This is a genomic window from Streptomyces sp. NPDC107521 (assembly GCF_055598485.1).
The window spans coordinates 31,304-53,136 of the sequence record NZ_JBVKAT010000009.1; the positions used below are offsets into that span (position 1 = coordinate 31,304).

Below are 21,833 nucleotides of genomic sequence, written 5' to 3' on the forward strand. Positions count from 1 at the left end.
GGCTGCGGGGTTCACTATCGCAGCCGCCCCTCGGCGCCCCGGAGCCGACCGGGGCGGAACGGGGCAGACCGGGCGGGACGGGGCGGGTTCGGGGACGGGAGCGGGACGGGACCGCGGACGGGACGGGGCGTGGGGCGTGCGTCGGCGCGGCTCCGGGCGGGCGGGAGCGCCGGCCGTTCGGCCCGGGCGATCAGGCCCGGGCGATCAGGGTGACGCCGAGGACGGCCATGGTGGCGGCGACCAGGGCGTCCAGGACCCGCCAGGCCGCGGGGCGGGCCAGGAAACGGCCGAGGCCCCGGGCGCCGAAGCCCAGCGCGGCGAACCAGCAGAGGCTGGCCAGCGCGGCCCCCAGCCCGAAGGTCCAGCGCAGCGGTCCCCGGTCGGCGGCGACGGACCCCAGCAGGAGGACGGTGTCGAGGTAGACGTGCGGGTTGAGCCAGGTCAGCGCCAGACAGGTGAGCACCGCCCGCCGCCGCGACCCGGCCGCGTCACCGTCCGCGCCGAGCACCCCGGCGGGACGCAGCACCCGCCGGGCGGCCAGGGCGGCGTAGCCGAGCAGGAAGACGCCGCCGATCCAGCCGACCAGGGTCATGGCCCCGGGCCAGGCCGCGACGACCGCCCCGACCCCGGCGACGCCCAGGGCGATGAGGACGGCGTCGGACAGGGCGCAGATGCCCACCACCGCGAGGACGGCGTCCCGGCGGACGCCCTGGCGCAGGACGAAGGCGTTCTGGGCGCCGATGGCGACGATGAGCGACAGTCCGGTGCCGAATCCGGCGGCCGCCGCGGTCAGGGCGTTGGTCATGACCGCGACGCTAGGGCGGACGATCACCCGGCGTCCAGCTAAAGATCCTCACGTATCTTTAGCCGGGGTTAAGACGGTGGGGGACGGAGGCGGTGGACGGTGGACATGGGAGCGGCTGCGGGCACGGAGGCGGCGGCATCGGCGGCATCGGCGGCATCGGCGGCATCGGCGGCGGATCTTCCGCTGGACCAGGTGCGGACCCTGCTGGCCGTGGTGGACGAGGGCACGTTCGACGCGGCCGCCACCGCCCTGCACGTCACGCCGTCCGCCGTGAGCCAGCGGGTGAAGGCGCTGGAGCAGCGCACGGGCCGGGTGCTGCTGCTGCGCACCAAACCGGTGCGGCCCACCGAGTCCGGCGCGGTGCTGGTCCGGCTCGCCCGGCAGGTCGCCCGGCTGGAGCGGGACGCCCACGCGGAGCTGGGGCTCAGCGGGGCGGGTGAACCGACCCGGGTGTCGGTGGCGGTCAACGCCGACTCGCTGGCGACCTGGTTCCTGACGGCGCTCGCCCGCGTGCCCCGTGATCCCGGGCTCTGCTTCGAGCTGCGCCGTGAGGACGAGAGCCATACGGCGGCCCTGCTGCGGGAGGGCGTGGTGATGGCTGCGGTGACCTCCTCACCCGACCCGGTGCCGGGGTGCGCGGTGCGCTCCCTGGGCCGGATGCGCTATCTGCCGTGCGCGGCACCGGAGTTCGCCGCGCGGTTTCTCACGGGTCCGCTCAGGGGGGTGCTGACGGCGGCCCCGGTGGTGGTCTTCGACCGCCGGGACGACTTCCAGGACGCCTTCGCCCGGCGGCTGGGACTGCCCGGGGCGGGTTCCGCGCGGCACCACGTGCCGACCTCGGAGGGGTTCGTCGAGGCCGTCGCCGCGGGACTCGGCTGGGGCATGGTGCCCGAGCCGCAGGCCCACCCGCTGCTGCGCCGGGGCCGGTTGGTGGACTTCGCGCCGGACCGGGCGGTGGAGGTGCCGCTGTACTGGCAGCAGTGGAAGCTGGACTCGCCCGCGCTGGCGGCGGTGGCCGGGGCGGTGACGGCGACGGCGGCGGAGGCGCTCCGCCAGTGACCCGCCGCTCCCCTCCCCCGCGTTCCCCGGCTCGTCCCATCTGTCCGGCTTCCCGGCTTCCCGGCGGATGGTTCGGCGAGGGAGGAGTTGGTGCCGCGACCGCACAGGTTCACCGGGTTGCCGTCGCTGTGAAGTGCTCGACGCGGCGGATGTGCCGGTGTGCCTCAGCGGTAGTCGGCCAGGCCGTCCGCGAGTTCCTCCTCGTCGCCGTCGCGGATCGCGCAGAGGGCTTGCTGCAGGGCGAATGTGCCGCGGATCGCGGCGACGCGGGTGAGGAGTCCGCGGTCCGACCGGTCGCCGAGAGCGAGCACCCGCTCCAGGAACTCGGGGCCGTGGCCGGCGCTGATGGCCGCGAGGTCCTCGGCCGGATCGCCGAGCGCGACGTCGTCCCAGTCGAGTACCCCGGAGAGGCGCGGCAGGCCGTGCGTCCACTCCCACAGGACGTTCTCGGCACCGAGGTCGCCGTGCACCACCGCTCGGGTGAGGTGGGGAAGGCCGTCGAGCGCTGCGAGTTCCCGCTCGGCCCGCTGTCGTCCGCCGTCGGACATCAGCGGGAGCAGTTCCGCGCGTACGTTCTCCGCGAACCGCCGCCACCGGCCCTCCGCCGCCCCGGGCAGAACCGCTCGCACGGCCTCCTCGGTGCCGGCACGGGCCAGAGCGGACAGCAGCACGGCGTACTGCGCCGCCACGGTGTCGACCACGCGGGCCTCGTCGAGGGCGTCGGTCTCCAGCGGTTCCCCGGGAATGCGGCCGAGTACCAGGAACGGCGCTCCGTCGGTGCCGTGGGCGCCGCCCTGGAGCAGCGGCTCAGGTGTGCGGCAGCCGAGGTCGAGGCCGGCGAGCGCGTGCAGTGCGACGGCCCGCTGGGGCAACCGGGCGGCCGCTGCCCGGGTGCGGGGCAGGCACACAACACGGTCCGAGCCGATGACCACGACGTGGAACTGACCCTGACGCACTGCCAGGTCGTCCGGTTTGTCCTCGGGCAGCAGACGGCTCAGCAGAGCGCGATGCGTCGTACGGATGCTCACGAGTGTCCTCTGGTTCCTTCCCCGGGTCGGAGGCGATGTGCGCGAAGCGCCGTCGGGCCGCACCGGCGAGCGGGCGTCCTCCTCGGCGCATGCCCTTCTCCTCGCGGAAGCGGGCACGTTCTCGGCGTCGTGCGGCGAGGAGGTCGGGGTGGCGGCCGTCGGCGTCGCGCCATCGCGGACGGCGGGCAGGGCCCGGGACCGCGCGGGACGACCGCGATGGTCTGAGTGTGCCGAGGGGGACTGCCGCAGCGGGCCGGCGTGGGTCCCGATCGGGTCGGCCCGTGAGGCGCGGGTCGGGGTGGAGCACGGCTCGACCTCGCACTCCCTCGCCCGGTGGCGGACGTCCTGACCGGCGCGGGAGGAGGGGGGTCCGGGGTGACGCGGATCGGTGCGCCGTCGGTCCGGGCCGCGCGGACCGACTTCAGCGCGGCCAGGGCGTCGGCGGCGTCCTGGCGGCGGTTGACGCCCACAGCCGGTCGTCGCCGACCCGGCGGGCGGGGACGGCCTCCCGCCCGGTGAGGGTCCGGACGGTGCGGGCCGATCTCGTTGAACCGCTGGATCACGTGCCCGCACCGTGTCCCCGTCGGCCTGTACCGGCCGGACAGGCACCGGGACACGGTTCCCACCGGCGGGCGCGAGCGGCGTCGTCGCCCGCCGACAGCGCGCCGGGCTCGTACTGCCCCGGCGCACGACCCGCTGCGGCTTCCGCCCCTCCTGGTCGGTCGGTCCGGGTGTCGCACCGCCTCGGCCACCACACCTCCCACGGTCGGAACGGACGCCCACCGCCCATCCAACCGCTCCGAGCGCCAATCCGGCGAACCCTCCCGGTCAGAGCACCGGTCGGGCCCCTCCACGCGAAGGGGCGCGTCAGGCGGGGCCGGAGACCGCCGCGGGCGGTGCACCCGCTCCGGGCCCGGCGGCCCCGCCCCGCCCCGGCCCGGCGCCGTCCGTCGGCCACCGCCCGTGCGTCCGCCCGCCGTTCACCGCGCCGGCCGTCGGCGCGGCGCGGGCGTCGCCGGCGCCGGACGGCGACGGGCCGGGGCGTGTCGGGTCGGGGCGGGCCGGGGCGGGGCGGGCCGGGTGTGAACGGACGCCCCCCGCACCGCCGTTCTGTGAACGGAACCTGTCCTTTCGGCCGCCCCGATCCCGTTTCGTCCCCCGTCCGGGAGGTGACCCGGGGGTGAGCAAGGCGTTCACGAGGGCGCGAAGGACATCGACCGCAGGTGGCTTTGATGGAGAACTGGCGACAGCACGCCGCGTGCCGCACCGAGGACCCCGACCTGTTCTTCCCGATCGGCACCACCGGCCCCGCGCTGGTGCAGACCGAGCGGGCGAAGGCGGTCTGCGCCCGGTGCGCGGTGCGCGAGGAGTGCCTCCGGTGGGCGCTCGGCACCGAGCGGACCCTCGGGGTGTGGGGCGGGACGGACGAGGCGGAGCGCCGCACCCTCCGGCGCCGGGCCGCGCGGCGCGGCGCGGGCTGACCCGCCTCCCCGCGGTCCGGGTCCGGGGCCCTGCGCAGATCCCGGACCGGGGGCGGGGACGACCGCCCGTCCCGCCCGCCGGGCGGCCGCGCGTGCCCCACGCACCCCGACCGGCCCCGCCCCCCGAACGGGCCAACACGGGGCCCTCCCCGGGATGGGGGCGGACGTAGGCTCGCGGGAGCAGCGTCCCCGTGGAGAGGAACGACCATGACCGTGCGGGTGCGCCGCATCTACGATCCGCCAGAGCCCGACGACGGCGTGCGCGTCCTCGTCGACCGGCTGTGGCCGCGAGGTGTGGCGAAGGACGCGGCGCACATCGACGAGTGGCCCAAGGGACTCACCCCGTCGACCGAACTGCGCCGCTGGTACCACGGGGGCGGCGGCTCCTACGACGAGTTCGTCGAGCGCTACGAGGCGGAGCTGACCGCCCCCGAGGCGGCCCGGCTGCTCGATCACGTGCGGGGGCTGGCCCGTGCGGGCGACGTGACGCTGCTGACCGCGTCCACGTCCCCCGACGAGAGCCAGGCGTCCGTCCTGCTCCACCTCCTCGACCGGGGATGACCCCCGGCCCCGGCGCGCGGGGGAGCGCGGCCCGGGGCGGGCGCCCGGGTCCGTGCCGGCGCCCGGAGGCGGCGGGGTGCCGTGGGTCCGGGGCCCCGGCCACGCGTGCGGGCGCGCGGCGTCAGGCGGTGTTCCGGGCCGCCGCCCGCCCCGCGGCCCGGCCGGAGAACAGGCAGCCGCCGAGGAAGGTGCCCTCCAGCGCGTTGTAGCCGTGCACCCCGCCTCCCCCGAAGCCCGCCACCTCACCGGCGGCGTAGAGGCCGTCCACCGGGGTGCCGTCGGCGCCGAGGGCGCTGGAGTCCAGGTCGGTCTGGATGCCGCCGAGGGTCTTGCGGGTGAGGGTGTGCAGCCTGACCGCGATCAGCGGACCGGCCGCCGGGTCGAGCAGCCGGTGCGGGGAGGCGACCCGGCCGAGGCGGTCACCGAGGTAGCGGCGGGCGTTGCGGATTCCCTGGACCTGGGCGTCCTTGGCGAAGGGGTGGGCCATCTGGAGGTCGCGGGCCTCGATCTGGCGCCGGACGGCGGCGGCGTCCAGGAGCGGTTCGCCGGTCAGTCCGTTCATCGCCTCCACCAGCCGTTCCGGGTCGGGCGCGGTCACGAAGTCGGCGCCCCTGCGCAGGAAGGCGTCCACGGGGGCCGGGGCGCCCTTGCCGAGGAGCCGTTCGCGCAGGAAGCCCGCGCGGTCCTTGGCGGTGATGTCCGGGTTCTGCTCGGAGCCCGACAGGGCGAACTCCTTCTCGGCGATCCGCCGGGTGAGCACGAACCAGGAGTGGTCGTGCCCGGCCAGGCCGTCGGCGGTGCGCAGATGGCGCAGGGTGCCCAGGGTGTCGTGGCCGGGCAGGCACGGCGCGGGCAGCCGGCGGCCGAGGGCGTCGAACCACATCGACGACGGCCCCGCCAGGATGCGTATGCCGTGTCCGGGCCAGACGGGGTCCCAGTCGCGCACGCCCTCGGTGTAGTGCCACATCCGGTCCTGGTTGACCAGCCGGGCCCCGGCCGCCTCGCTGATGCCGAGCATCCGCCCGTCGACGTGGGCGGGCACTCCGGTGAGCATCCGGGCGGGCGGGGTGCCCAGGCGTTCGGGCCAGTGGCGGCGCACCAGTGCGTGGTCGGCGCCGATGCCGCCGGAGGCGACGATCACGGCCCCGGCGGTGAGCGCGAAGCCGCCGTCCGCCGCACGGCTGGAGGCCACGCCCCGGGGCGCGTCGTCCGCCGCGAGGACCGTGCCGCGCACCCCCGTGACGGCACCCCCCTCGACGAGGAGCCCGTCGACGCGGTGGCGGTGGTGGAAGGTGAGCAGCCCGTCCCGGGCGGCCTGCCGGGCGTACCGGACGAAGGGCTCGACGACGCCCGTGCCGGTGCCCCAGGCGACGTGGAAGCGCGGCACCGAGTTGCCGTGGCCCCCGGCCGTGAGGTCGCCGCGCTCGGCCCAGCCCACGGTGGGCAGGAAGCCGACGCCGTGTCCGGCCAGCCAGGAGCGCTTCTCCCCCGCCGCCCACTCGACGTAGGCCCGCGCCCAGCGCACCGCCCAGGAGTCCTCGTCGTCCGTCCGGTCGAACGCGGCGCTGCCCCGCCAGTCGCTCCAGGCCAGTTCGAAGGAGTCCCTGACGCCCAGGCGGCGCTGCTCCGGCGAGTCGACGAGGAAGAGGCCGCCGAAGGACCAGAACGCCTGGCCGCCGAGGTTGGCGGCGTTCTCCTGGTCGACCAGGGCGACCCTGCGGCCCCGGCGGGTCAGCTCGTGGGCGGCGGCCAGTCCCGCCAGTCCCGCTCCGACCACGATGACGTCGGCATCCATGACGACCGTTCCTTCCTCGTCCGTCGCCTCGACGGCGGGTGGGGCGCGCCGCGGGTACGGCGCGCGGGGTGGCGCGGGGCGGCGCTGGTAGGGCCGACGGCGGTCGGCGCGGTGTGCGCGCGGCGCCGGGGCCGACCACCGCCCCGACCGTACGTTCCGCCCTGCCCGCGCCCGTCCCCTCGCCGTCCGCCCCCGGGGACGCGCCGGACAGGCGAAGCTACCGGATGCGGCGGCGCGCGGGACAGGACCGGGGCGGCGCCCTTGGCGACGCATTCGAACGTAAATTCGAACACACGGTACGGTGGGGTCATGACCACGCATCTCCAGGGCTCGCTCTTCGACCAGGCCGACGAGGTGCGGCTCGGCCCCCTCGACGGGCTGCGCCGCACGGTCCTCGGCTCCGGCGCGTGGATCGACGTGCTGCCCGGCTGGCTCGGCGGGGCCGACGCGCTGTGCGAGCGGCTGGCCGCCGAGGTCCCCTGGCGGGCGGAGCGGCGCGCGATGTACGACCGGGTCGTGGACGTGCCCCGGCTGCTCGCCTTCTACCGCGCGGCCGACCCGCTGCCGCACCCCGTGCTGGACGAGGCGCGCGGGGCCCTGTCCGCCCACTACGCCGGGGAGCTGGGCGAGCCGTTCACCACGGCGGGGCTCTGCCTCTACCGCGACGGACGGGACAGCGTCGCCTGGCACGGCGACCGGCACGGACGCGGCGCCCACCGGGACACCATGGTCGCCATCCTCTCCGTCGGCGCCCCGCGCGATCTGCTGCTGCGTCCGGCGGGCGGGGGCGGCGACACGGTGCGGCGGCCCCTGGGCCACGGCGACCTGATCGTGATGGGCGGCTCCTGCCAGCGCACGTGGGAGCACTGCGTGCCCAAGAGCGCCCGCGCGGCCGGACCGCGCGTCAGCGTCCAGTTCCGGCCGCACGGCGTGCGCTGACGGGGGCGCGTCGCCGGGGCCGGGGCCGGCCGCCCCGCGTGGTCCGGAGGCGCGCGTCGCCCAGGGCGTGTGCCGGACGGACGCCGAGCGCGCGACCACGGCGCGGGGGAACGGGTCACGCACCTGACGGCAGCGGGCGCACGCCCCGCGGAGAAGCGGGACGGGGCCCTCGCCGGACGGGCCCGGGACGGGTGCCGACGGCCCGGCCGGCGCGGGCCGGGGACGGCGCGCGGGGCGGGCAGGGGACGGCGCGCAGGGCGGGCCGGGGACAGCGCGCAGGGCGGGGACGGCGCGCAGGGCGGGGACGGCGCGCAGGGCGGGCCGGGACCGCGCGCAGGGCGTCGGTCCCGAGGACGCTTCACTCACCCCGCGCGCCTTCCGCACCTCGCGCCGGCCGTCCGCGCCTCCCCGTCGCCCGCCCTCGCCACCCGCACCTCCGCGGGCGCGCGTCGGACGCGGTCGCGCCCCGCCGCGCGTCCGCTCCTCCCGCCGGCCGCATTCCCTGGCCGCACTCCCTGGCCGCACACCCGGACCGCACGGCCGCCGCCGCTGCTGGCGCAAAGCCGCCCTCCCCGCCGGGAGGCCCGCCGCGCCGACGTGTGCGCGGGGCTCCCGGTCTGGTTGGCTGTCGCCCCCAGCGGTCGCCACGGGAGGGCCACCGGGCGGTCACCACGAGGCGGGAGAAGCATGCGCGCGGACGTGCGTCGGGTCGCGGAGGGCATCCATCTGGTGCACGGCGGCCACACCAACTGGATCATCCTCACCGAGGGCGACGCCCTCACCCTCATCGACACCGGCTACCCCGGCGACCGGGGCCTGCTGCTGGACTCCCTGGCCGCCGTGGGCGGTTCGCCGGAGGCGGTGGCCGCGGTGCTGATCACCCACGCGCACAACGACCATCTGGGCTCCGCCGAGTACCTGCGCGCCACCCACGGCACCCCGGTCCTCCTGCACGAGGCGGAAGTCCCGCACGCCCGCCGCGACTTCCTCCAGCAGGTCTCCGTCGGCGCGGTGCTGCGCAACGGCTGGCGGCCCGGCGTGCTGCCCTGGGCCGCGCACGTGGTCCGCGCCGGGGGCGCCGCGCAGCACCCGGTGGCCGCGCCCGCCGCCTTCCCCTCCCCCGGCCCGCTCGACCTGCCCGGCCGCCCGGTGCCGGTGCACACGCCCGGCCACACCGACGGGCACTGCGCCTACCACCTCCCGGACGCCGGTGTGGTGATCTCCGGGGACGCCCTGGTCAGCGGCCACGCCACGTCCCGCCGCACGGGACCGCAACTGCTGCCCGCCATGTTCCACCACGACCGGGCCCGCGCCCTCGCCTCCCTGGACACGCTCGCCGCCCTCGACGGGGACGTCCTGCTGCCGGGCCACGGTCCCGTCCACCGCGGCCCGGTGGGGGACGCCGCCCGTCGGGCCCGGGAACGGGCGTTCTAGAGTCTGGGCATGGCCTTGCAGATCAGCGCCACCAACCCGGAGCATCCCGCGCTCCTCCTCGAACTGCCCTGGCAGACACCGCTCGCCGAGTGGCCCGAGGAGTACCTCGTGCCGCTCCCCCGCGGCATCTCCCGCCACGTCGTGCGCTACGCCCGGGCCGGCGAGGAGGTGATCGCCGTCAAGGAGCTGGCGGAACGGCCCGCGCTGCGCGAGTACGGGCTGCTGCGGGACCTGGACCGGCTCACCATCCCCGCGGTGGACGCCCTGGGCGTCGTCACCGGCCGCACCACCGCCGACGGCAGCCCGCTGGAACCGGTCCTCATCACCCGGCACCTGCGCGGATCGCTGCCGTACCGGTCGATGTTCGAGACGACGATGCGCCCGGCGACCGTGCACCGGCTGATGGACGCGCTGGCCGTGCTGCTGGTGCGGCTGCACCTGGCCGGGTTCGCCTGGGGCGACTGCTCGCTGTCCAACACCCTGTTCCGGCGCGACGCGGGCGCCTACGCGGCCTACCTGGTGGACGCCGAGACCGGCGAGCTGCACCCCCGGCTGAGCGCGGGGCAGCGCGAGTACGACATCGATCTGGCGCGGGTCAACATCAGCGGCGAGCTGCTCGACCTGGAGGCGTCGGGGGCGCTGCACCCGTCCGTCGACCCGGTCGACTTCGGCACCGAGATCTGCGCCCGCTACCAGCGCCTGTGGGAGGAGCTGACCCGCACCTCGGTCTATCCGGCGGGCAAGTACCACTACATCGAGCGCCGCATCCGGCGGCTGAACGACCTCGGCTTCGACGTGGCCGAGATGCAGATCGAGCACGCCTCCAACGGGGACACGGTCACCTTCGTGCCCAAGGTCGTGGACGCCGGGCACCACCAGCGGCAGTTGCTGCGGCTGACCGGGCTGGACGCCGAGGAGAACCAGGCGCGGCGGCTGCTGACCGACCTGGAGTCCTGGATGGCCACCCAGGACGACTACGCCCCGGGCGATCCGCTCGGAGCCCGGCCCGAGGTGCTCGCCCACCGCTGGGTGCGGGAGGTCTTCCGGCCCACCGTGCGGGCGGTGCCGCGCGAGCTGTGGGGCCCCATGGACCCGGCGGAGATCTACTACGAGCTGCTGGAGCGCCGCTGGTACCTGGGCGAACGGGCGCAGCACGACATCGGTCTGGACGCCGCGGTCGCGGACTACGTCGCCAACGTCCTGCCGAAGGCCCGGGAGACCCTGGAGCCGACGGAGGAGTCCCTGCGGACCGACGCGGAGCGGCGCGGCGTCTGACCCGCGCCGCGTCCGTCCCGTCCGGGGTCCGGCCCGCGCGACGCCCGCGCCGTCCGCTGTCCGACCCGCGCGGCACCGCGCCCTCGCCCCGCCACCCGGCCACGGGGCGACCGGCCCCGGGACAGCGCACGCCGGAACCGGGCGCACCGGTCCTGGCAGCACGGCGCGGCGCCGGGAAGCGGCGTCCGCCGGGGCGGGCGGCACCCGCGGGGAGGGCGCCGTCGAGGAGGGCGGGGAGCGCCGCCCCGTCGCCGGACCGGCCCCGGGAGCGCGTCCGTCGGCCGCTGCGGGCGGCGGTCCGCGAGCGTATCGTGGCGGGGGAGACCGGGGTGCGGCGCACCGCTTTGGACGGGAGCCGTCGCGGCGTCGTCCCGGCGTACACCCGGGTCCCACGGACCGGTGGTGCGCGGCGCCGCCCACACCCCGTCCGGCGCCGGGTGCGCCGATGCCGCCCGGGAGGCCCGCGCGGGTGTCCGGCCCGGGGACCGCATCGTCAACGGCACGCGCCGTACCGGTCGGCGTCCACCGCGTGGCGCGACGCGCGGCACGCGCGTGCGGAGCAGACGAAGGAGCCACAGCACATGAAGGCTGCACGCTACTACGGCCGGGGGGACATCAGGATCGAGGACATCCCCGAACCGTCCGTCCTGCCGGGCACCGTGGGGATCGACGTCGCCTACTGCGGCATCTGCGGCACGGACCTGCACGAATACCTCGACGGGCCGATCTTCGTCCCGCCGGCCGGTCATCCGCACCCCGTCTCGGGCGAGTCCGCCCCGGTGACGCTCGGCCATGAGATGTCCGGCGTGGTGTACGCGGTGGGCGACGGGGTCGAGGGGCTGAAACCGGGCGACCGCGTCGTCGTCGAGCCCTACATCCTGCGCCCGGACGTCGACACCAGCGAGAACAATCCGACCTACCACCTCTCCCCCGACATGAATTTCATCGGTCTGGGCGGGCGGGGCGGCGGTCTCGCGGAGAAGATCGTCGTCGAGCGCCGCTGGGTGCACCCGGTCGGCGACATCCCCCTGGACCAGGCGGCGCTGATCGAGCCGCTGTCGGTGGCCTACCACGCGTTCCAGCGGTCGGGGGCGAAGGCGGGCGACTTCGCGCTCGTCGGCGGCGCGGGCCCCATCGGACTGCTGACCTGCGCCGTGCTCAAGGCGATGGGCGTCGAGGTCGCGGTCTCCGAACTGAGTCCGCTGCGACGGCAGAAGGCACTGGACTCCAGGGCCGCCGACCACGCCCTCGACCCCGCCGCCATGGACGTCGCCGACGAGGTCCGGCGCCTCACCGAGGGCAGGGGCGCGGACGTCGCGTTCGAGGCCACCTCCGTGAACGTCGTCCTCGACACGCTGTTCGACGCGGTGCGGCCTGGCGGCGTCATCACGGTCATCTCGATCTGGGGCAGGCCCGCCTCGGTCGACATGCAGAAGCTCGTCCTCAAGGAGATCGACCTGCGCGGCACCATCGCCTACGTCAACTCCCATCCGCAGACCATCGAACTGGTGCGGGAGGGACGCGTCGACCTGTCGCAGTTCATCACCAGGACCATCGGCCTGGACGACCTGATCGACGAGGGCTTCGACACCCTGATCCACCACAACGAGACGGCCGTCAAGATCCTGGTGGACCCCCACGCCTGAGACGCCGGGGGCCCCTCCCCGGCGACGCATGGGGAAGCCCGGCCCGGCCCCGGTGGCGCGACGCCTCCGGGGCCGGGCCGGGTCCGGGCTCGCCCGGTCCGGTCCGCTACTCCTGCGGGAGCATGGCGCGGCGGCCGGGCGCGGCGGAGGACTGCATGGTCATCCCGCCGTCGACGACCAGGAGCTGGCCGGTGAGGTAGCGGGACTCGTCGGAGGCGAGGAAGACCATGGCGTGCCCGATGTCCTCGGGAGAGCCCAGATAGGGCAGGGCGTTGCCGTTCCGCAGGCCGTCGATGACCTCCACCGGCAGGTTGTTCTCCAGGGCGGGCGTCATCACGGCGCCGGGGGCGATGGCGTTGCACCGGATGTTCCGGGGCCCGTACTGGGTGGCGATGGACTTGGTCATGCTGACCACCGCGGCCTTGACGGCGCCGTACGAGGTCTGGAGGACGTCCCCGACGAGCGCGGCGACGGAGGCGGTGTTGATGACCGAGCCGCCGCCGGCGCGGATCATGTGGGGTATCGCGTGCCGGGAGCCGAGCAGCGTGCTGCGCATGTTGAGGCGGACGGCCCGGTCGAACTCGTCCATGTCCATCCGGAGCACGTCGAGGTCGGTACGGGGGTTGGTGCCGCCCACGTGGTTGCACAGGACGTGCAGGGCGCCGTACTCCTCGACGGTGGCGCCGATCATGGCGGCGATGGAGTCCTCGTCGAGCACGTTCACCGTGAGGGGCAGGGCCTCGCCGCCCCGGGCGGTGATCAGGTCGGCGGTCTCCCGCGCGGCCGCGGTGTCGTGGTCGGCGACGACGACACGGGCGCCCTCCGCGCTCATCAGTCCCGCGGCGGCGCGGCCGATGCCGCTGCCGGCCCCGGTGATGACGGCTACCTTGTCCCGCAGACGGTTCATGGTGGTACTTCTCCTTGCTGGTACTGCCGGTGGGCGGGGAGCCCCCGGTCTCAGTGCTTTCCGGTGCCGGCCGGCAGGGCGTCCCGCAGGCTCGCGGCGGATTCGGTGTGCGCGGCGTGCCCGGCCGCGGCGCGGGCGCGCGGTATCGCGAGGGTGAGCAGGAGACCGGCGACGGAGGCGAGCACCGCCACCACGTAGGTCATCCGGAACCCCTGCTCGGACGGCAGGTGCGCCGGCCCGAGGCTCATGGTCATGTTCGCCAGGATCGCGGCCATGACCGCGCTGGCCGCCGAGGTGCCGATGGAGCGCATCAGCGCGTTGACCCCGTTGGCGGAGGCCGTCTCGCTGACCGGCACGGCGCCCATGATCAGGGCGGGCATGGCGGCGTAGGCGATGCCCACGCCCGCGCTGATCACCATGGAGGTGACGACGATCTGCCACACCTCGGCCATCAGCAGCAGTCCCACGCCGTAGCCGAGGCCGATGACCGCGACTCCGATGAGCAGGGAGGTACGGGCGCCGTGGCGCGCGGTGATGCGGGCGGAGACGGGCGAGAGGGCCATCATGACGAGGCCGCCCGGGGCGAGGGCGAGGCCCGCGGCGAGGGTGGAGCGCCCCAGCCCGTAGCCGGTGGCCTCCGGCGACTGGAGCAGTTGGGGCAGCGTCAGCGACATGGCGTACATCGCGAAGCCGACCAGGACCGAGGCCAGGTTGGTGAAGAGCACGGGCCGCCGGACGGTGACCCGGAGGTCGACCAGCGGCTGGGACACCCGCGTCTCGTACCAGGCCCACAGCGCGAGCGTGAGCACACCGGCCCCGAGCAGCGACAGGGTCGTGGCGCTGGTCCAGCCCCAGTCGCCGCCCTTGGTGACGGGGAGCAGGAGGAGCACCAGGCCGCCGGCGAGTCCGGCCGCGCCCGGCACGTCGAAGCGGCCCGGGGAGAGCCGGCGGGACTCGGAGAGCAGCAGGGTCACGAGCACCAGGCAGAGGGTGCCGAGGCCCGCGGCCAGCCAGAACAGGACGTGCCAGTCGGTGCCCTGGGCGATGGCGGCCGAGACGGGCAGGCCGATCGCACCGCCCACTCCGAGGGTGGCGCTGACCAGGGACACGGCGCCGCCGATCCGGGCGGGCGGCAGTTCGTCGCGCAGGACACTGATGCCGACCGGGATGACCCCCGTCGCCAGGCCCTGGAGCGCCCGGCCCACGATCATCGGGACCAGGCTGTCCGAGACGGCGCAGACGACGGAGCCCACGACGAGGACGGCCAGGCTGGCGATGAGCACCCGCCGCTTGCCGTACATGTCGCCGAGGCGTCCGGCGATGGGGGTGACCACGGCCGCCGCGAGCAGCGTGGCGGTGATCACCCAGGAGGCGTCGGACGCGGACGCGCCCAGCAGCTCCGGGAGCTTCGGGATGATCGGCACGACGAGCGTCTGCATCAGGGACACGACGATGCCGCTCAGGGCGATCACCGCGGTGATCGCGCCCGGCCCCAGGGATCGGCTACGGGTCGGCAAGAGGGTCTCCTTGTGGCATTGCGGGGTCTCGGGTGGTCGGCGGGCGGGGCGAAGGACGCACGGCGTCCGGTGGACGCCGCCGTCCGGGCCGGTGCCCGTCGGGCGGACCGGCCCGGCGGACCGGCCGCCCCCGCCGTCCGGCCCCGGCCCGGAGCATCCGCTGTCGGACTCCGGGCCGGGGCCGGCGGGTGACCGCCACGGCCGCAATGTGCATCATGCACACTCGATGTACTGTACACATCGCGTGCACTGTGCACAACAGGGTGGGCGGCGCCCCCCGGCGCGGGCGCCATGGGCGATGATGAGTCGAGGTGTCGGCACGGGAAGGGGCAGGTCATGACGGAGCAGGAAGGTCGGCTGAGCGATCTGGAGAGGGAGCTGACGCTCCTGTCCCGGCACTTCCTCACCGCTCGCGGCCCCCGCATCGGCCAGAGCCTGGAGCGCTCCGCGTACGTCCTGCTCACCCGTCTGGAGATGAGCGAGCCGCTCACCCTGAAGGAACTGGCGCACACCTTCCAGGTCGATGTCTCCACCATCAACCGCCAGGTCAGCGCCATGCTGAAGAACGGACTGGTGGAGCGCATCCCCGATCCCGACGGCGGTATCGCGCGCAAGTTCCGGCCCACGGAACTGGGTCTGGAGCGGCTGAGGGCCGACCGCGACATCAGCCTCGAGGGCACCGCGCGCCTCATCGACGCCACCGGGTGGACGCCGGGCAGGACCGGCGAGTTCCTGACCCTGCTGGCACAGCTCAACGAGGGCATCGCCCGGCTGGAGGGCCTCTCCTGGCCCGGGGACCACGCGCCGGGCTCCGCCCCGACCCGGCAGGACTGACCCACCGCTCCCCCGCGTGTCCGGTGGGGGTGACACGGGGCGGCGGGCGGGGTGAACACGGGGCGGTGGCGCGGGCGGGGCGGTCGACGGCGGGGAGGTGTCGGCGTCGACCGGGCGGCCCGGGCAGGGTGGTCGACGGCAGGGGCGCGGGCGCCCGGTGCCCGTCGCCATCGCCCGGTACCGGGCGCGTACGAGATGGCTTCGGGTCCCGCCGGCCCACGGGGCGGCGGGCCGCCGACCGCGGTCACCGGACCGGTGGACCGGGCGAGGCCCGCCGCCCACCGCCCCCCACCGGGCCCGGCCCGTCGCCACTGAACGGTGCGTGCGCGGCTGTCCACACGGTCGGGTCCGATGCCCCGGGTGGAGCCGCCTCCCGTGGGACGGGTCCCGGACCGACGCTGTACGCGCGTCGGCGGGGACGGCCCTGACCGGCTCGGGATGTTCGACGGGCCCGGGGCGGGCCCCTCAAGGGGCATCCGCTCGGGCGGGCCCCGCCGCCCGACGACCCCGGCCCCGGAACCCCGCGCCGGAGCGGTACCTGCTTCCACGAGGCCCCTCGCGCCACGCCACCCGGCCCAACCCGTCGGGGCCGTACCCGGGCCGACCCCGGGGACCGGCGCCGACGCACCGCCACGGACACCCCGTCAAGGAGACGGAGCCGCCAAGACGGCGTCGCGGAGGCCGCGTCACGGGCGGGCCGCCTCAGGACACGGCGCCGCGCGCCCCGGCGGCGATCCACCGCCGGGAGCACGCGGTCACGCACCCCCGTCAGGCGTGCGGTACCACCGCCACCGGGCACGGCGCGTGGTGCAGCACCCCGTGGGCGACGGAGCCGATGCGCGCGCCCACGGCGGTGCGGCGCGCCCGGCGGCCGACGACCACGAGCTGGGCGCCGCCCGCCACCGCCAGCAGCACCTGCCCGGCGCTGCCCATCTCCACGTGCTCCACCACCGGCACGTCCGGGAAGCGCTCGCGCCAGGGACGCACCGCCTCCTCCAGCGCCTTGCGCTCGTACGGCTCCAGGCCCCCGGCCTCGTCTGCCAGGCGCAGCGAACCGGGGCTGTAGGCGAAGACCGGCGGGAGCGTCCAGGCCCGCACGGCCCGCACCGAGGCACCGCGCGCCGCGGCGGTGGCGAAGGCGAAGCCGAGCACCTCGGCGCTGTCCTCCTCGTCGCCCTGCTGGCCGACGACGATCTCGCGGCCGGCCGCCTCCGCGCTGGCCTCGTCCCCGGCGCGGACCAGGACGACGGGCCGGGTGGCCCCGGCGATGACCTGCTGGCCGACGGAGCCGAGCAGGAAGCCGACGACGGCCCCGTGCCCGCGCGAGCCGAGGACCAGGGTGTCGGCGTCGGCCGACGCCGCGAGCAGGGTGTCGGCGGCGTCGCCCTCGCGGGCCTCGGTCGTCACTTCCAGCCCCGGGTGCCGGTCGGTGAGGGTGCGGGCCGCCCCGGCGACCGCGTCGAGCACCCACTTCTCCTGTGCCTCGCGGCCCCCCTCGCCGCTCCCGCCCCGCGGTTCGAACCGCCAGGCGTGCGCGATGTGCAGCGGGGTCCCCCGGCGGATCGCCTCCCTGGCCGCCCAGGCCAGCGCGGCCAGGGACTCCTCCGATCCGTCCAGCCCTGCCGTGATCGGGCGCGTCATGCGGTTCCTCCTGTGTCGGGTTCCTGTGCGGCCCAGTCTTCACTACCGCGCCCCCGGGGTGTCGCGGCGGGCGCCCCGGCCGGCGGCGCGCCCGCTCCGCGCACCCCACCGCCGCCGGCCGGCGCGGTCCCCGCGGCGCGGACGGCGGCCGTCCCGCGCCGGCCGTCGCGGGGTCCCCGGGGCGGGCCGGTGCCCGGGCGGCGGCCGGGGACGGGGTGGGGCGCAGGCGTGCCAGGATGGGGGGATGTCCGAGATCCCGGTCGGCAGACCCCTCGTCGGCCGCGGGGCCGAACTCGCCCGTCTCGACGGCGTGCTGGAGCGCGCCCGGGCCGGTGAGCCGCGGGCGGTGCTGGTCGCCGGGGACGCCGGGGTCGGCAAGACGCGGACACTGGACGAGGCCGCCGCGCGCGCCGCCGGTGCCGGGACGACGGTGCTCACCGGGCACTGCGTCGACCTGGGCGACGTGGGCCTGCCGTATCTGCCGTTCACCGAGATCCTGGGCGCGCTGTCCGCCGACGGCCGGTTCGCGGACGTGCTCGCCGCCCATCCGGGGGCCGGGCGGCTGCTCGGCGGCGGTGACGGGGCCTCCGGCGACGCCGCGCGCTCCGGGCGGCTGCGGCTGTTCGACGATCTGGCCGCCCTGTTCGCCGCGCTCGCGGAGACGGCACCGCTGCTGCTGGTCCTGGAGGACCTGCACTGGGCCGACCAGTCCTCCCGCGATCTGCTGCGGTTCCTGCTCAGCCGGGGTGTCCTCCAGCGGCCCGCGGGCGGCGCGCCCGGCCACCGCATCGCCCTGCTCGCCTCGTACCGGGCCGACGACCTGCACCGGCGCCATCCGCTGCGTCCCCTGCTCGCGGAGCTGGTCCGGCTGCCCTCGGTGGAGCGGCTGGAGCTGCTGCCGCTGGCCGACGCGGACGTGGCGCGGCTGGTCCGCTCGCTGCGGGACCGGCCGATCCCCGAGGCCGCGGTCCGCCGGATCGTGGACCGCGCCGAGGGCAACGCCTTCTACGCGGAGGAGCTGGTCGCGGCCGCGGACCTGCCCGACGGCGGCCTGCCCAGCGGCCTCGCGGACGTCCTGCTGATCCGTTTCGAACGGCTCTCCGGCACCGCCCAGCGGGTGCTGCGCACCGCCGCCGTCGCCGGCCTCCGGGTCGGCCACGACCTGCTGCGGGACGCCATGGCCCTGCCCGAGGCCGAGCTGGAGGAGGCGCTGCGCGAGGCCGTGGGGCACCGCATCCTCGTTGCGGGCTCCGGGGACACCTACTCCTTCCGGCACGCCCTGGCGCGCGAGGCGGTCTACGCCGATCTGCTGCCCGGTGAACGGGCCCGGCTGCACGGGGCGTTCGCCCGGCTGCTGACCGGCCGCGAGGGGCCGTCCGGGGGCGCCGCCGAACGGGCGCACCACTACCGGGAGAGCCACGACCTGCCCGGGGCGCTGGCCGCGTCCCTGGAGGCGGCCGACCACGCCCGGCGGATGGGCGCCCCCGCCGAGGAGCTGCGGCAGGTGGAGGCCGCGCTGGACCTCTGGCCGGCGGTGCCCGCCGAGGCGCGCCCGGCCGGGGCCGACACCGTGACGCTGACCCTGCGGGCCTCCGCCGCCGCCGCGCACGCCGGGGAACTGCACCGGGCGGTGGCGCTCACCCGGTCCGCGCTGGCCGGGCTCGGCGAGGACACCGATCTGGAACTGGCGGCACGGGTCCGCTACACGCTCGCCGGGAACCTGCTGAACGTCGACAACCTGAGCGCCGCCCACGCCCACAGCAGCGAGGCCCTGTCGCTGATCCCGGCCGATCCCCCGTCGTCGACGTGGGTGTGGGCGGCGGCGACCCATGTGGCCGCGGCGCGCCAGGTCGGTGAGACCGGCGTCGCCCTGGAGGTCGCCCGGCGGGCCGTGGCCGTCGCCGAGCAGCTGGGCGTCGCGGACGCGCGGGCCGACCTGCTGATCTCCCTGACCGGTCTGGAGGGCGAGGGCCGGACCACCCCCGGGGGCCGGGAGCGGCTGTTGCGCGCGCGGGAACTGGCGCGGCGGGCGGGCAACGGCCAGGTCGAGATGCGGGCCCTGTTCAACCTGGCGATCGGCTGTTTCGAATCCGGCGAGCTGCGCGCGTGCCTCCAGCGGGCCGAGGAGGGCCTGGAGCGGGCCGGGCACTTCGGGCTGCTGTCCTCGCTGTACCCGAGGGCGATGAGCTATCTGCGGCAGCTGGTGCACTACACGCTGGGCGACTGGGACGCGCTCCTGGAGGGCTCGCGGGGCGACGCCCCGGAGGCCGCCCCGGGTGGCGGTCACACCGCCGGCCCGGCGCTCTACGCGGCGCTGGCGCGCGGCGACCTCGGGGCCGCGGACCGGGCGCGGGCCCTGCTGGAGGGGCCCTGCGACTGGATGGCCGCCCTGGTCGCGGGCAGCGTGCTGACGGACGCCGCCGCGCTGCGCGGGGACGCGGAGGAGGCCGTGCGCTGGGCGCGGACCACCGTGGAGGCGCTCACCGACGAAACGGGCGTCCTGCCCTCCGCCACCGTCCGCCTCGCGGCGCTCGCCCTGGGCGCGGTCGCGGACGCCGCCGGGACCGCCCCGGCGGCGGACGGGCGGTGGACGGCCACGGCGGACGAACTGGTGGGGATGGCGCGTGAGTCGGCCCGGCGCGGCGAGGACGGGCTGCCGCAGGGGCCGGAGGGACGGGCGTGGCTCGCCCGCGCCGAGGCGGAGTGGACGCGGGCGGTGTCCGGTCCGGACCCGGCGGCCTGGGAGCGGGCGGTGGCCGCGTTCGCGTACGGCGACTCCTATGAACGGGCGCGCTGCCGGCTGCGCCGGGCGGAGGCCCTGCTCGCCGCGGGCCGCCGTGAGGAGGCCGCCGCCGAGGCCGACGCCGTCCGGGAGGAGGCCGACCGGCTCGGCGCGCTGCCGCTGCGGGAGCGGCTGGAGGACCTGCTGCGGCGCGGGGGGATGGCCGTCGGCGCGGACGGCGGCGGGCGGGTGGCGTCGCTGACCGCCCGTGAGGGGGACGTGCTGCGGCTGCTCGCCCTCGGGCACAGCAACCGGCGCATCGGGGAGGAGCTGTTCATCAGCGCCAAGACCGCGAGCGTCCATGTCTCCCGCATCCTCGCCAAGCTGGAGGCGTCGAGCCGTACGGAGGCGGTCGCGGTCGCCTACCGGGAGGGCCTGATCGTGCCGGAGCCGACCACTCCCGGCTGACCGGCCCGTGCGGCCCCCGCCGTCGGGACCGCGCGGACCCGCCGGGGGTTCCGGTGGCGGCCGTCGTCCGGCGACGTACCCCCGACGGACGGGCGGGCGATGCGCGGGGACCACCCTCGGCGGCCCCCGTCCCGTCGGACCGTCCGGAGCGCGGCGGGACGGTGCGGGCGGCGGGGGCGTACCCCGGCGGCGTGGGACGGGGCGCGGCGGGCGCGGGCCGGGGCACGGCAGCGGGGGGACGGGCCGGGGCACGGCGGGCGCGGGCCGGGGCAGCGGGGGACGGGTCGCCGGGGCGTGCGGCGGGGCACCGCGGCGCGGGCCGGGTGGCGGGCCGCGGGCCCCGGGGCTCCCCCACGCTCCGGCCTCTCCGGGCTCCCCGCCGCGCGGCGGCTCCCGGGCCGCCTCCGGCGGGACGCGGCATCCTGTGCCCCGGACAGGGCCCCGGCGGAACCCCGACGCGAGGCCCCCGGAGCGAAGGCGCGCCGGGGCCCGTACGAGGGGGCCCGGCCCCCTCGCCGGGGTCCGGGCGAGGACTCCGGGCGAGAGGTCCGGGCGAGAGGTCCGGGCAAGGACTCCGCCGGGGCGCGGCCGGGTGGGCCGGGCCGCGCGGGCTCTTCGCCCACCGGCCGCTCCGCTCGGCCGTCCGCCGTCACGCCGCGCCGCCGGGTGGCCCGGCGGGCCCCCGCGTTGACCGGCGGCGCGGCGCGCGAAAGGCTGCGGAGCGACGCGGGGCCGGCCCGCGCCGGAAGGATGAGTGCCGTGATCGGGTTGACGCAGATCGAAGCCGCCGCCGAGCGGATCGCCGGGCATGTCGTACGCACGCCCACGGTGCCGAGCCCCGGCCTGTCCGGACTGCTCGGCGTCCCGGTCACCACCAAGCTGGAACTGCTTCAGCGCACCGGTTCGTTCAAGGCGCGGGGCGCGGTGGCGAAGCTGCTGTCGCTGACGCCGGACGAGCGGGCCGCCGGGGTGGTCGCGGTCAGCGGCGGCAACCACGGGATCGCCGTGGCGGTGATGTCCGCCGCCCTCGGGGTGCGGGCCACTGTGGTGATGCCCCGTACGGCGCCCGCCCGCTCCGTCGCGACGGCCGAGGAGGCGGGCGCGCTGGTCCGGCTGACCGACGGCATGGACAGCGCCTTCGCCCTGGTGGACGACCTGCGCGAGGAGGGCCTGACCCTGGTCCACCCCTACGACGATCCGCTGGTGGTCGCCGGGCAGGGCACGGTGGGGCTGGAGTTCGCCGAGGACGCCGGGGAGCTGACCGACGTGCTGGTGAGCATCGGGGGCGGCGGGCTGATCGCGGGGATCGCGGCGGCGCTCCGGGCGCGGCGGCCGGGCCTGCGGATCTGGGGGGTGGAGACGGAGGGCGCGGAGTCCATGTCGCAGGCGCTGGCGAAGGGCGGACCGACCCCCGTGCGGCTCTCCTCGATCGTCACGACGCTGAGCGCCCCGTCCGTCTCCCGGCTGACGTACGAGCATGTGGCGGCCCTGGTCGACGAGGTCCTGGTGGTGCCGGACCGGGACGCCGTCGCGGGCTGCGTCGATCTGGCGGAGCACGCCAAGCTGTGGACCGAGCCGGCCGCCGGGTGCCTGCTGCCGGCGGCGCGGCGCGTGGTGGAGCGGGTCGGGGACGGCGCCCGGGTCGGGCTGGTGGTCTGCGGCGGCAACGCGACCACCGCCGACATGGCCGCCTGGACGGACCGTTTCGGCCTGCGCTGATC

The 21,833-nt window shown here is 76.8% G+C and carries 16 protein-coding genes; 10 read left to right on the forward strand and 6 right to left on the reverse strand.

Annotated elements, in window-relative coordinates; genetic code table 11:
- Nucleotides 1–190: 190 nt before the first annotated feature.
- Nucleotides 191–805 carry a LysE/ArgO family amino acid transporter gene (locus ACZ7LB_RS15670; RefSeq protein ID WP_471468539.1) on the reverse strand — a complete coding sequence of 205 codons (615 nt, stop codon included), beginning with the start codon at nucleotides 803–805 and terminating at the stop codon, nucleotides 191–193.
- A 105-nt stretch (nucleotides 806–910) separates the two neighbouring features.
- Between ACZ7LB_RS15670 and ACZ7LB_RS15675 the strand changes: the two genes are divergently transcribed.
- Nucleotides 911–1,864 carry a LysR family transcriptional regulator ArgP gene (locus ACZ7LB_RS15675; RefSeq protein ID WP_471468541.1) on the forward strand — a complete coding sequence of 318 codons (954 nt, stop codon included), beginning with the start codon at nucleotides 911–913 and terminating at the stop codon, nucleotides 1,862–1,864.
- Between the two features lie 164 nt (nucleotides 1,865–2,028).
- Here the strand turns inward: ACZ7LB_RS15675 and vph are convergent, their stop codons facing one another.
- A complete protein-coding gene (gene vph / locus ACZ7LB_RS15680) occupies nucleotides 2,029–2,892 on the reverse strand; it encodes a viomycin phosphotransferase (RefSeq protein WP_471468542.1) in 864 nt (287 codons plus the stop codon).
- Between the two features lie 1,232 nt (nucleotides 2,893–4,124).
- Here vph and ACZ7LB_RS15685 point away from each other — a divergent pair.
- The gene (locus ACZ7LB_RS15685) at nucleotides 4,125–4,373 is read left to right on the forward strand and encodes a WhiB family transcriptional regulator (RefSeq protein WP_161224888.1); all 249 of its coding nucleotides are present in this window, start codon (nucleotides 4,125–4,127) and stop codon (nucleotides 4,371–4,373) included.
- A 207-nt stretch (nucleotides 4,374–4,580) separates the two neighbouring features.
- Complete coding sequence (locus ACZ7LB_RS15690; protein ID WP_471468544.1) at nucleotides 4,581–4,934, forward strand: DUF488 domain-containing protein; 354 nt, start codon at nucleotides 4,581–4,583, stop codon at nucleotides 4,932–4,934.
- 121 nt (nucleotides 4,935–5,055) lie between these two features.
- On the opposite strand, the gene ACZ7LB_RS15695 is transcribed toward ACZ7LB_RS15690, so the two are convergent.
- Nucleotides 5,056–6,729: an FAD-binding dehydrogenase gene (locus ACZ7LB_RS15695; RefSeq protein WP_471468546.1), complete on the reverse strand. Its 1,674-nt coding sequence runs from the start codon at nucleotides 6,727–6,729 to the stop codon at nucleotides 5,056–5,058.
- A gap of 309 nt (nucleotides 6,730–7,038) precedes the next feature.
- Here ACZ7LB_RS15695 and ACZ7LB_RS15700 point away from each other — a divergent pair, with 309 nt between their 5' ends.
- From ACZ7LB_RS15700 to ACZ7LB_RS15715, 4 genes are all read left to right on the forward strand, one after another.
- Complete coding sequence (locus tag ACZ7LB_RS15700; protein WP_471468548.1) at nucleotides 7,039–7,668, forward strand: alpha-ketoglutarate-dependent dioxygenase AlkB; 630 nt, start codon at nucleotides 7,039–7,041, stop codon at nucleotides 7,666–7,668.
- Between the two features lie 687 nt (nucleotides 7,669–8,355).
- Nucleotides 8,356–9,102 (forward strand): MBL fold metallo-hydrolase, encoded by a 747-nt coding sequence (locus ACZ7LB_RS15705; protein ID WP_471468550.1) that lies wholly within the window; start codon nucleotides 8,356–8,358, stop codon nucleotides 9,100–9,102.
- A 9-nt stretch (nucleotides 9,103–9,111) separates the two neighbouring features.
- On the forward strand, nucleotides 9,112–10,377 hold the full coding sequence (locus tag ACZ7LB_RS15710) for a DUF4032 domain-containing protein (RefSeq protein WP_471468552.1): 1,266 nt from the start codon (nucleotides 9,112–9,114) through the stop codon (nucleotides 10,375–10,377).
- A gap of 581 nt (nucleotides 10,378–10,958) precedes the next feature.
- Entirely contained in the window at nucleotides 10,959–12,023 is a 1,065-nt protein-coding gene (locus ACZ7LB_RS15715; protein WP_471468554.1) for a 2,3-butanediol dehydrogenase, read from the forward strand.
- A gap of 106 nt (nucleotides 12,024–12,129) precedes the next feature.
- Here the strand turns inward: ACZ7LB_RS15715 and ACZ7LB_RS15720 are convergent, their stop codons facing one another.
- Nucleotides 12,130–12,930 carry an SDR family NAD(P)-dependent oxidoreductase gene (locus tag ACZ7LB_RS15720; RefSeq protein WP_471468556.1) on the reverse strand — a complete coding sequence of 267 codons (801 nt, stop codon included), beginning with the start codon at nucleotides 12,928–12,930 and terminating at the stop codon, nucleotides 12,130–12,132.
- Between the two features lie 50 nt (nucleotides 12,931–12,980).
- Nucleotides 12,981–14,447, reverse strand: coding sequence for an MFS transporter (locus ACZ7LB_RS15725; protein ID WP_471468558.1), 1,467 nt, complete (start codon nucleotides 14,445–14,447; stop codon nucleotides 12,981–12,983).
- A 336-nt stretch (nucleotides 14,448–14,783) separates the two neighbouring features.
- Between ACZ7LB_RS15725 and ACZ7LB_RS15730 the strand changes: the two genes are divergently transcribed.
- A complete protein-coding gene (locus tag ACZ7LB_RS15730) occupies nucleotides 14,784–15,281 on the forward strand; it encodes a MarR family winged helix-turn-helix transcriptional regulator (protein ID WP_471468559.1) in 498 nt (165 codons plus the stop codon).
- Between the two features lie 768 nt (nucleotides 15,282–16,049).
- On the opposite strand, the gene ACZ7LB_RS15735 is transcribed toward ACZ7LB_RS15730, so the two are convergent.
- Nucleotides 16,050–16,922, reverse strand: a complete 873-nt coding sequence (locus tag ACZ7LB_RS15735; protein ID WP_471468561.1) for a universal stress protein — start codon at nucleotides 16,920–16,922, stop codon at nucleotides 16,050–16,052.
- Between the two features lie 244 nt (nucleotides 16,923–17,166).
- Here ACZ7LB_RS15735 and ACZ7LB_RS15740 point away from each other — a divergent pair, with 244 nt between their 5' ends.
- Nucleotides 17,167–20,112, forward strand: coding sequence for a helix-turn-helix transcriptional regulator (locus ACZ7LB_RS15740; RefSeq protein WP_471468563.1), 2,946 nt, complete (start codon nucleotides 17,167–17,169; stop codon nucleotides 20,110–20,112).
- A gap of 759 nt (nucleotides 20,113–20,871) precedes the next feature.
- Nucleotides 20,872–21,831 carry a threonine/serine dehydratase gene (locus ACZ7LB_RS15745; RefSeq protein ID WP_471468565.1) on the forward strand — a complete coding sequence of 320 codons (960 nt, stop codon included), beginning with the start codon at nucleotides 20,872–20,874 and terminating at the stop codon, nucleotides 21,829–21,831.
- Nucleotides 21,832–21,833: the final 2 nt, after the last annotated feature.

Excerpts from the sequence above, each read along its gene's own strand:
- ACZ7LB_RS15695 (WP_471468546.1), bottom strand. The coding sequence starts at position 6,729 with ATGGATGCCGACGTCATCGTGGTCGGAGCGGGACTGGCGGGACTGGCC.
- ACZ7LB_RS15740 (WP_471468563.1), top strand. The coding sequence starts at position 17,167 with ATGTCCGAGATCCCGGTCGGCAGACCCCTCGTCGGCCGCGGGGCCGAA.
- ACZ7LB_RS15735 (WP_471468561.1), bottom strand. The coding sequence starts at position 16,922 with ATGACGCGCCCGATCACGGCAGGGCTGGACGGATCGGAGGAGTCCCTG.
- ACZ7LB_RS15685 (WP_161224888.1), top strand. The coding sequence starts at position 4,125 with ATGGAGAACTGGCGACAGCACGCCGCGTGCCGCACCGAGGACCCCGAC.
- ACZ7LB_RS15705 (WP_471468550.1), top strand. The coding sequence starts at position 8,356 with ATGCGCGCGGACGTGCGTCGGGTCGCGGAGGGCATCCATCTGGTGCAC.
- ACZ7LB_RS15675 (WP_471468541.1), top strand. The coding sequence starts at position 911 with ATGGGAGCGGCTGCGGGCACGGAGGCGGCGGCATCGGCGGCATCGGCG.
- ACZ7LB_RS15670 (WP_471468539.1), bottom strand. The coding sequence starts at position 805 with ATGACCAACGCCCTGACCGCGGCGGCCGCCGGATTCGGCACCGGACTG.
- ACZ7LB_RS15690 (WP_471468544.1), top strand. The coding sequence starts at position 4,581 with ATGACCGTGCGGGTGCGCCGCATCTACGATCCGCCAGAGCCCGACGAC.
- ACZ7LB_RS15720 (WP_471468556.1), bottom strand. The coding sequence starts at position 12,930 with ATGAACCGTCTGCGGGACAAGGTAGCCGTCATCACCGGGGCCGGCAGC.
- ACZ7LB_RS15700 (WP_471468548.1), top strand. The coding sequence starts at position 7,039 with ATGACCACGCATCTCCAGGGCTCGCTCTTCGACCAGGCCGACGAGGTG.
- ACZ7LB_RS15710 (WP_471468552.1), top strand. The coding sequence starts at position 9,112 with ATGGCCTTGCAGATCAGCGCCACCAACCCGGAGCATCCCGCGCTCCTC.
- ACZ7LB_RS15730 (WP_471468559.1), top strand. The coding sequence starts at position 14,784 with ATGACGGAGCAGGAAGGTCGGCTGAGCGATCTGGAGAGGGAGCTGACG.
- ACZ7LB_RS15715 (WP_471468554.1), top strand. The coding sequence starts at position 10,959 with ATGAAGGCTGCACGCTACTACGGCCGGGGGGACATCAGGATCGAGGAC.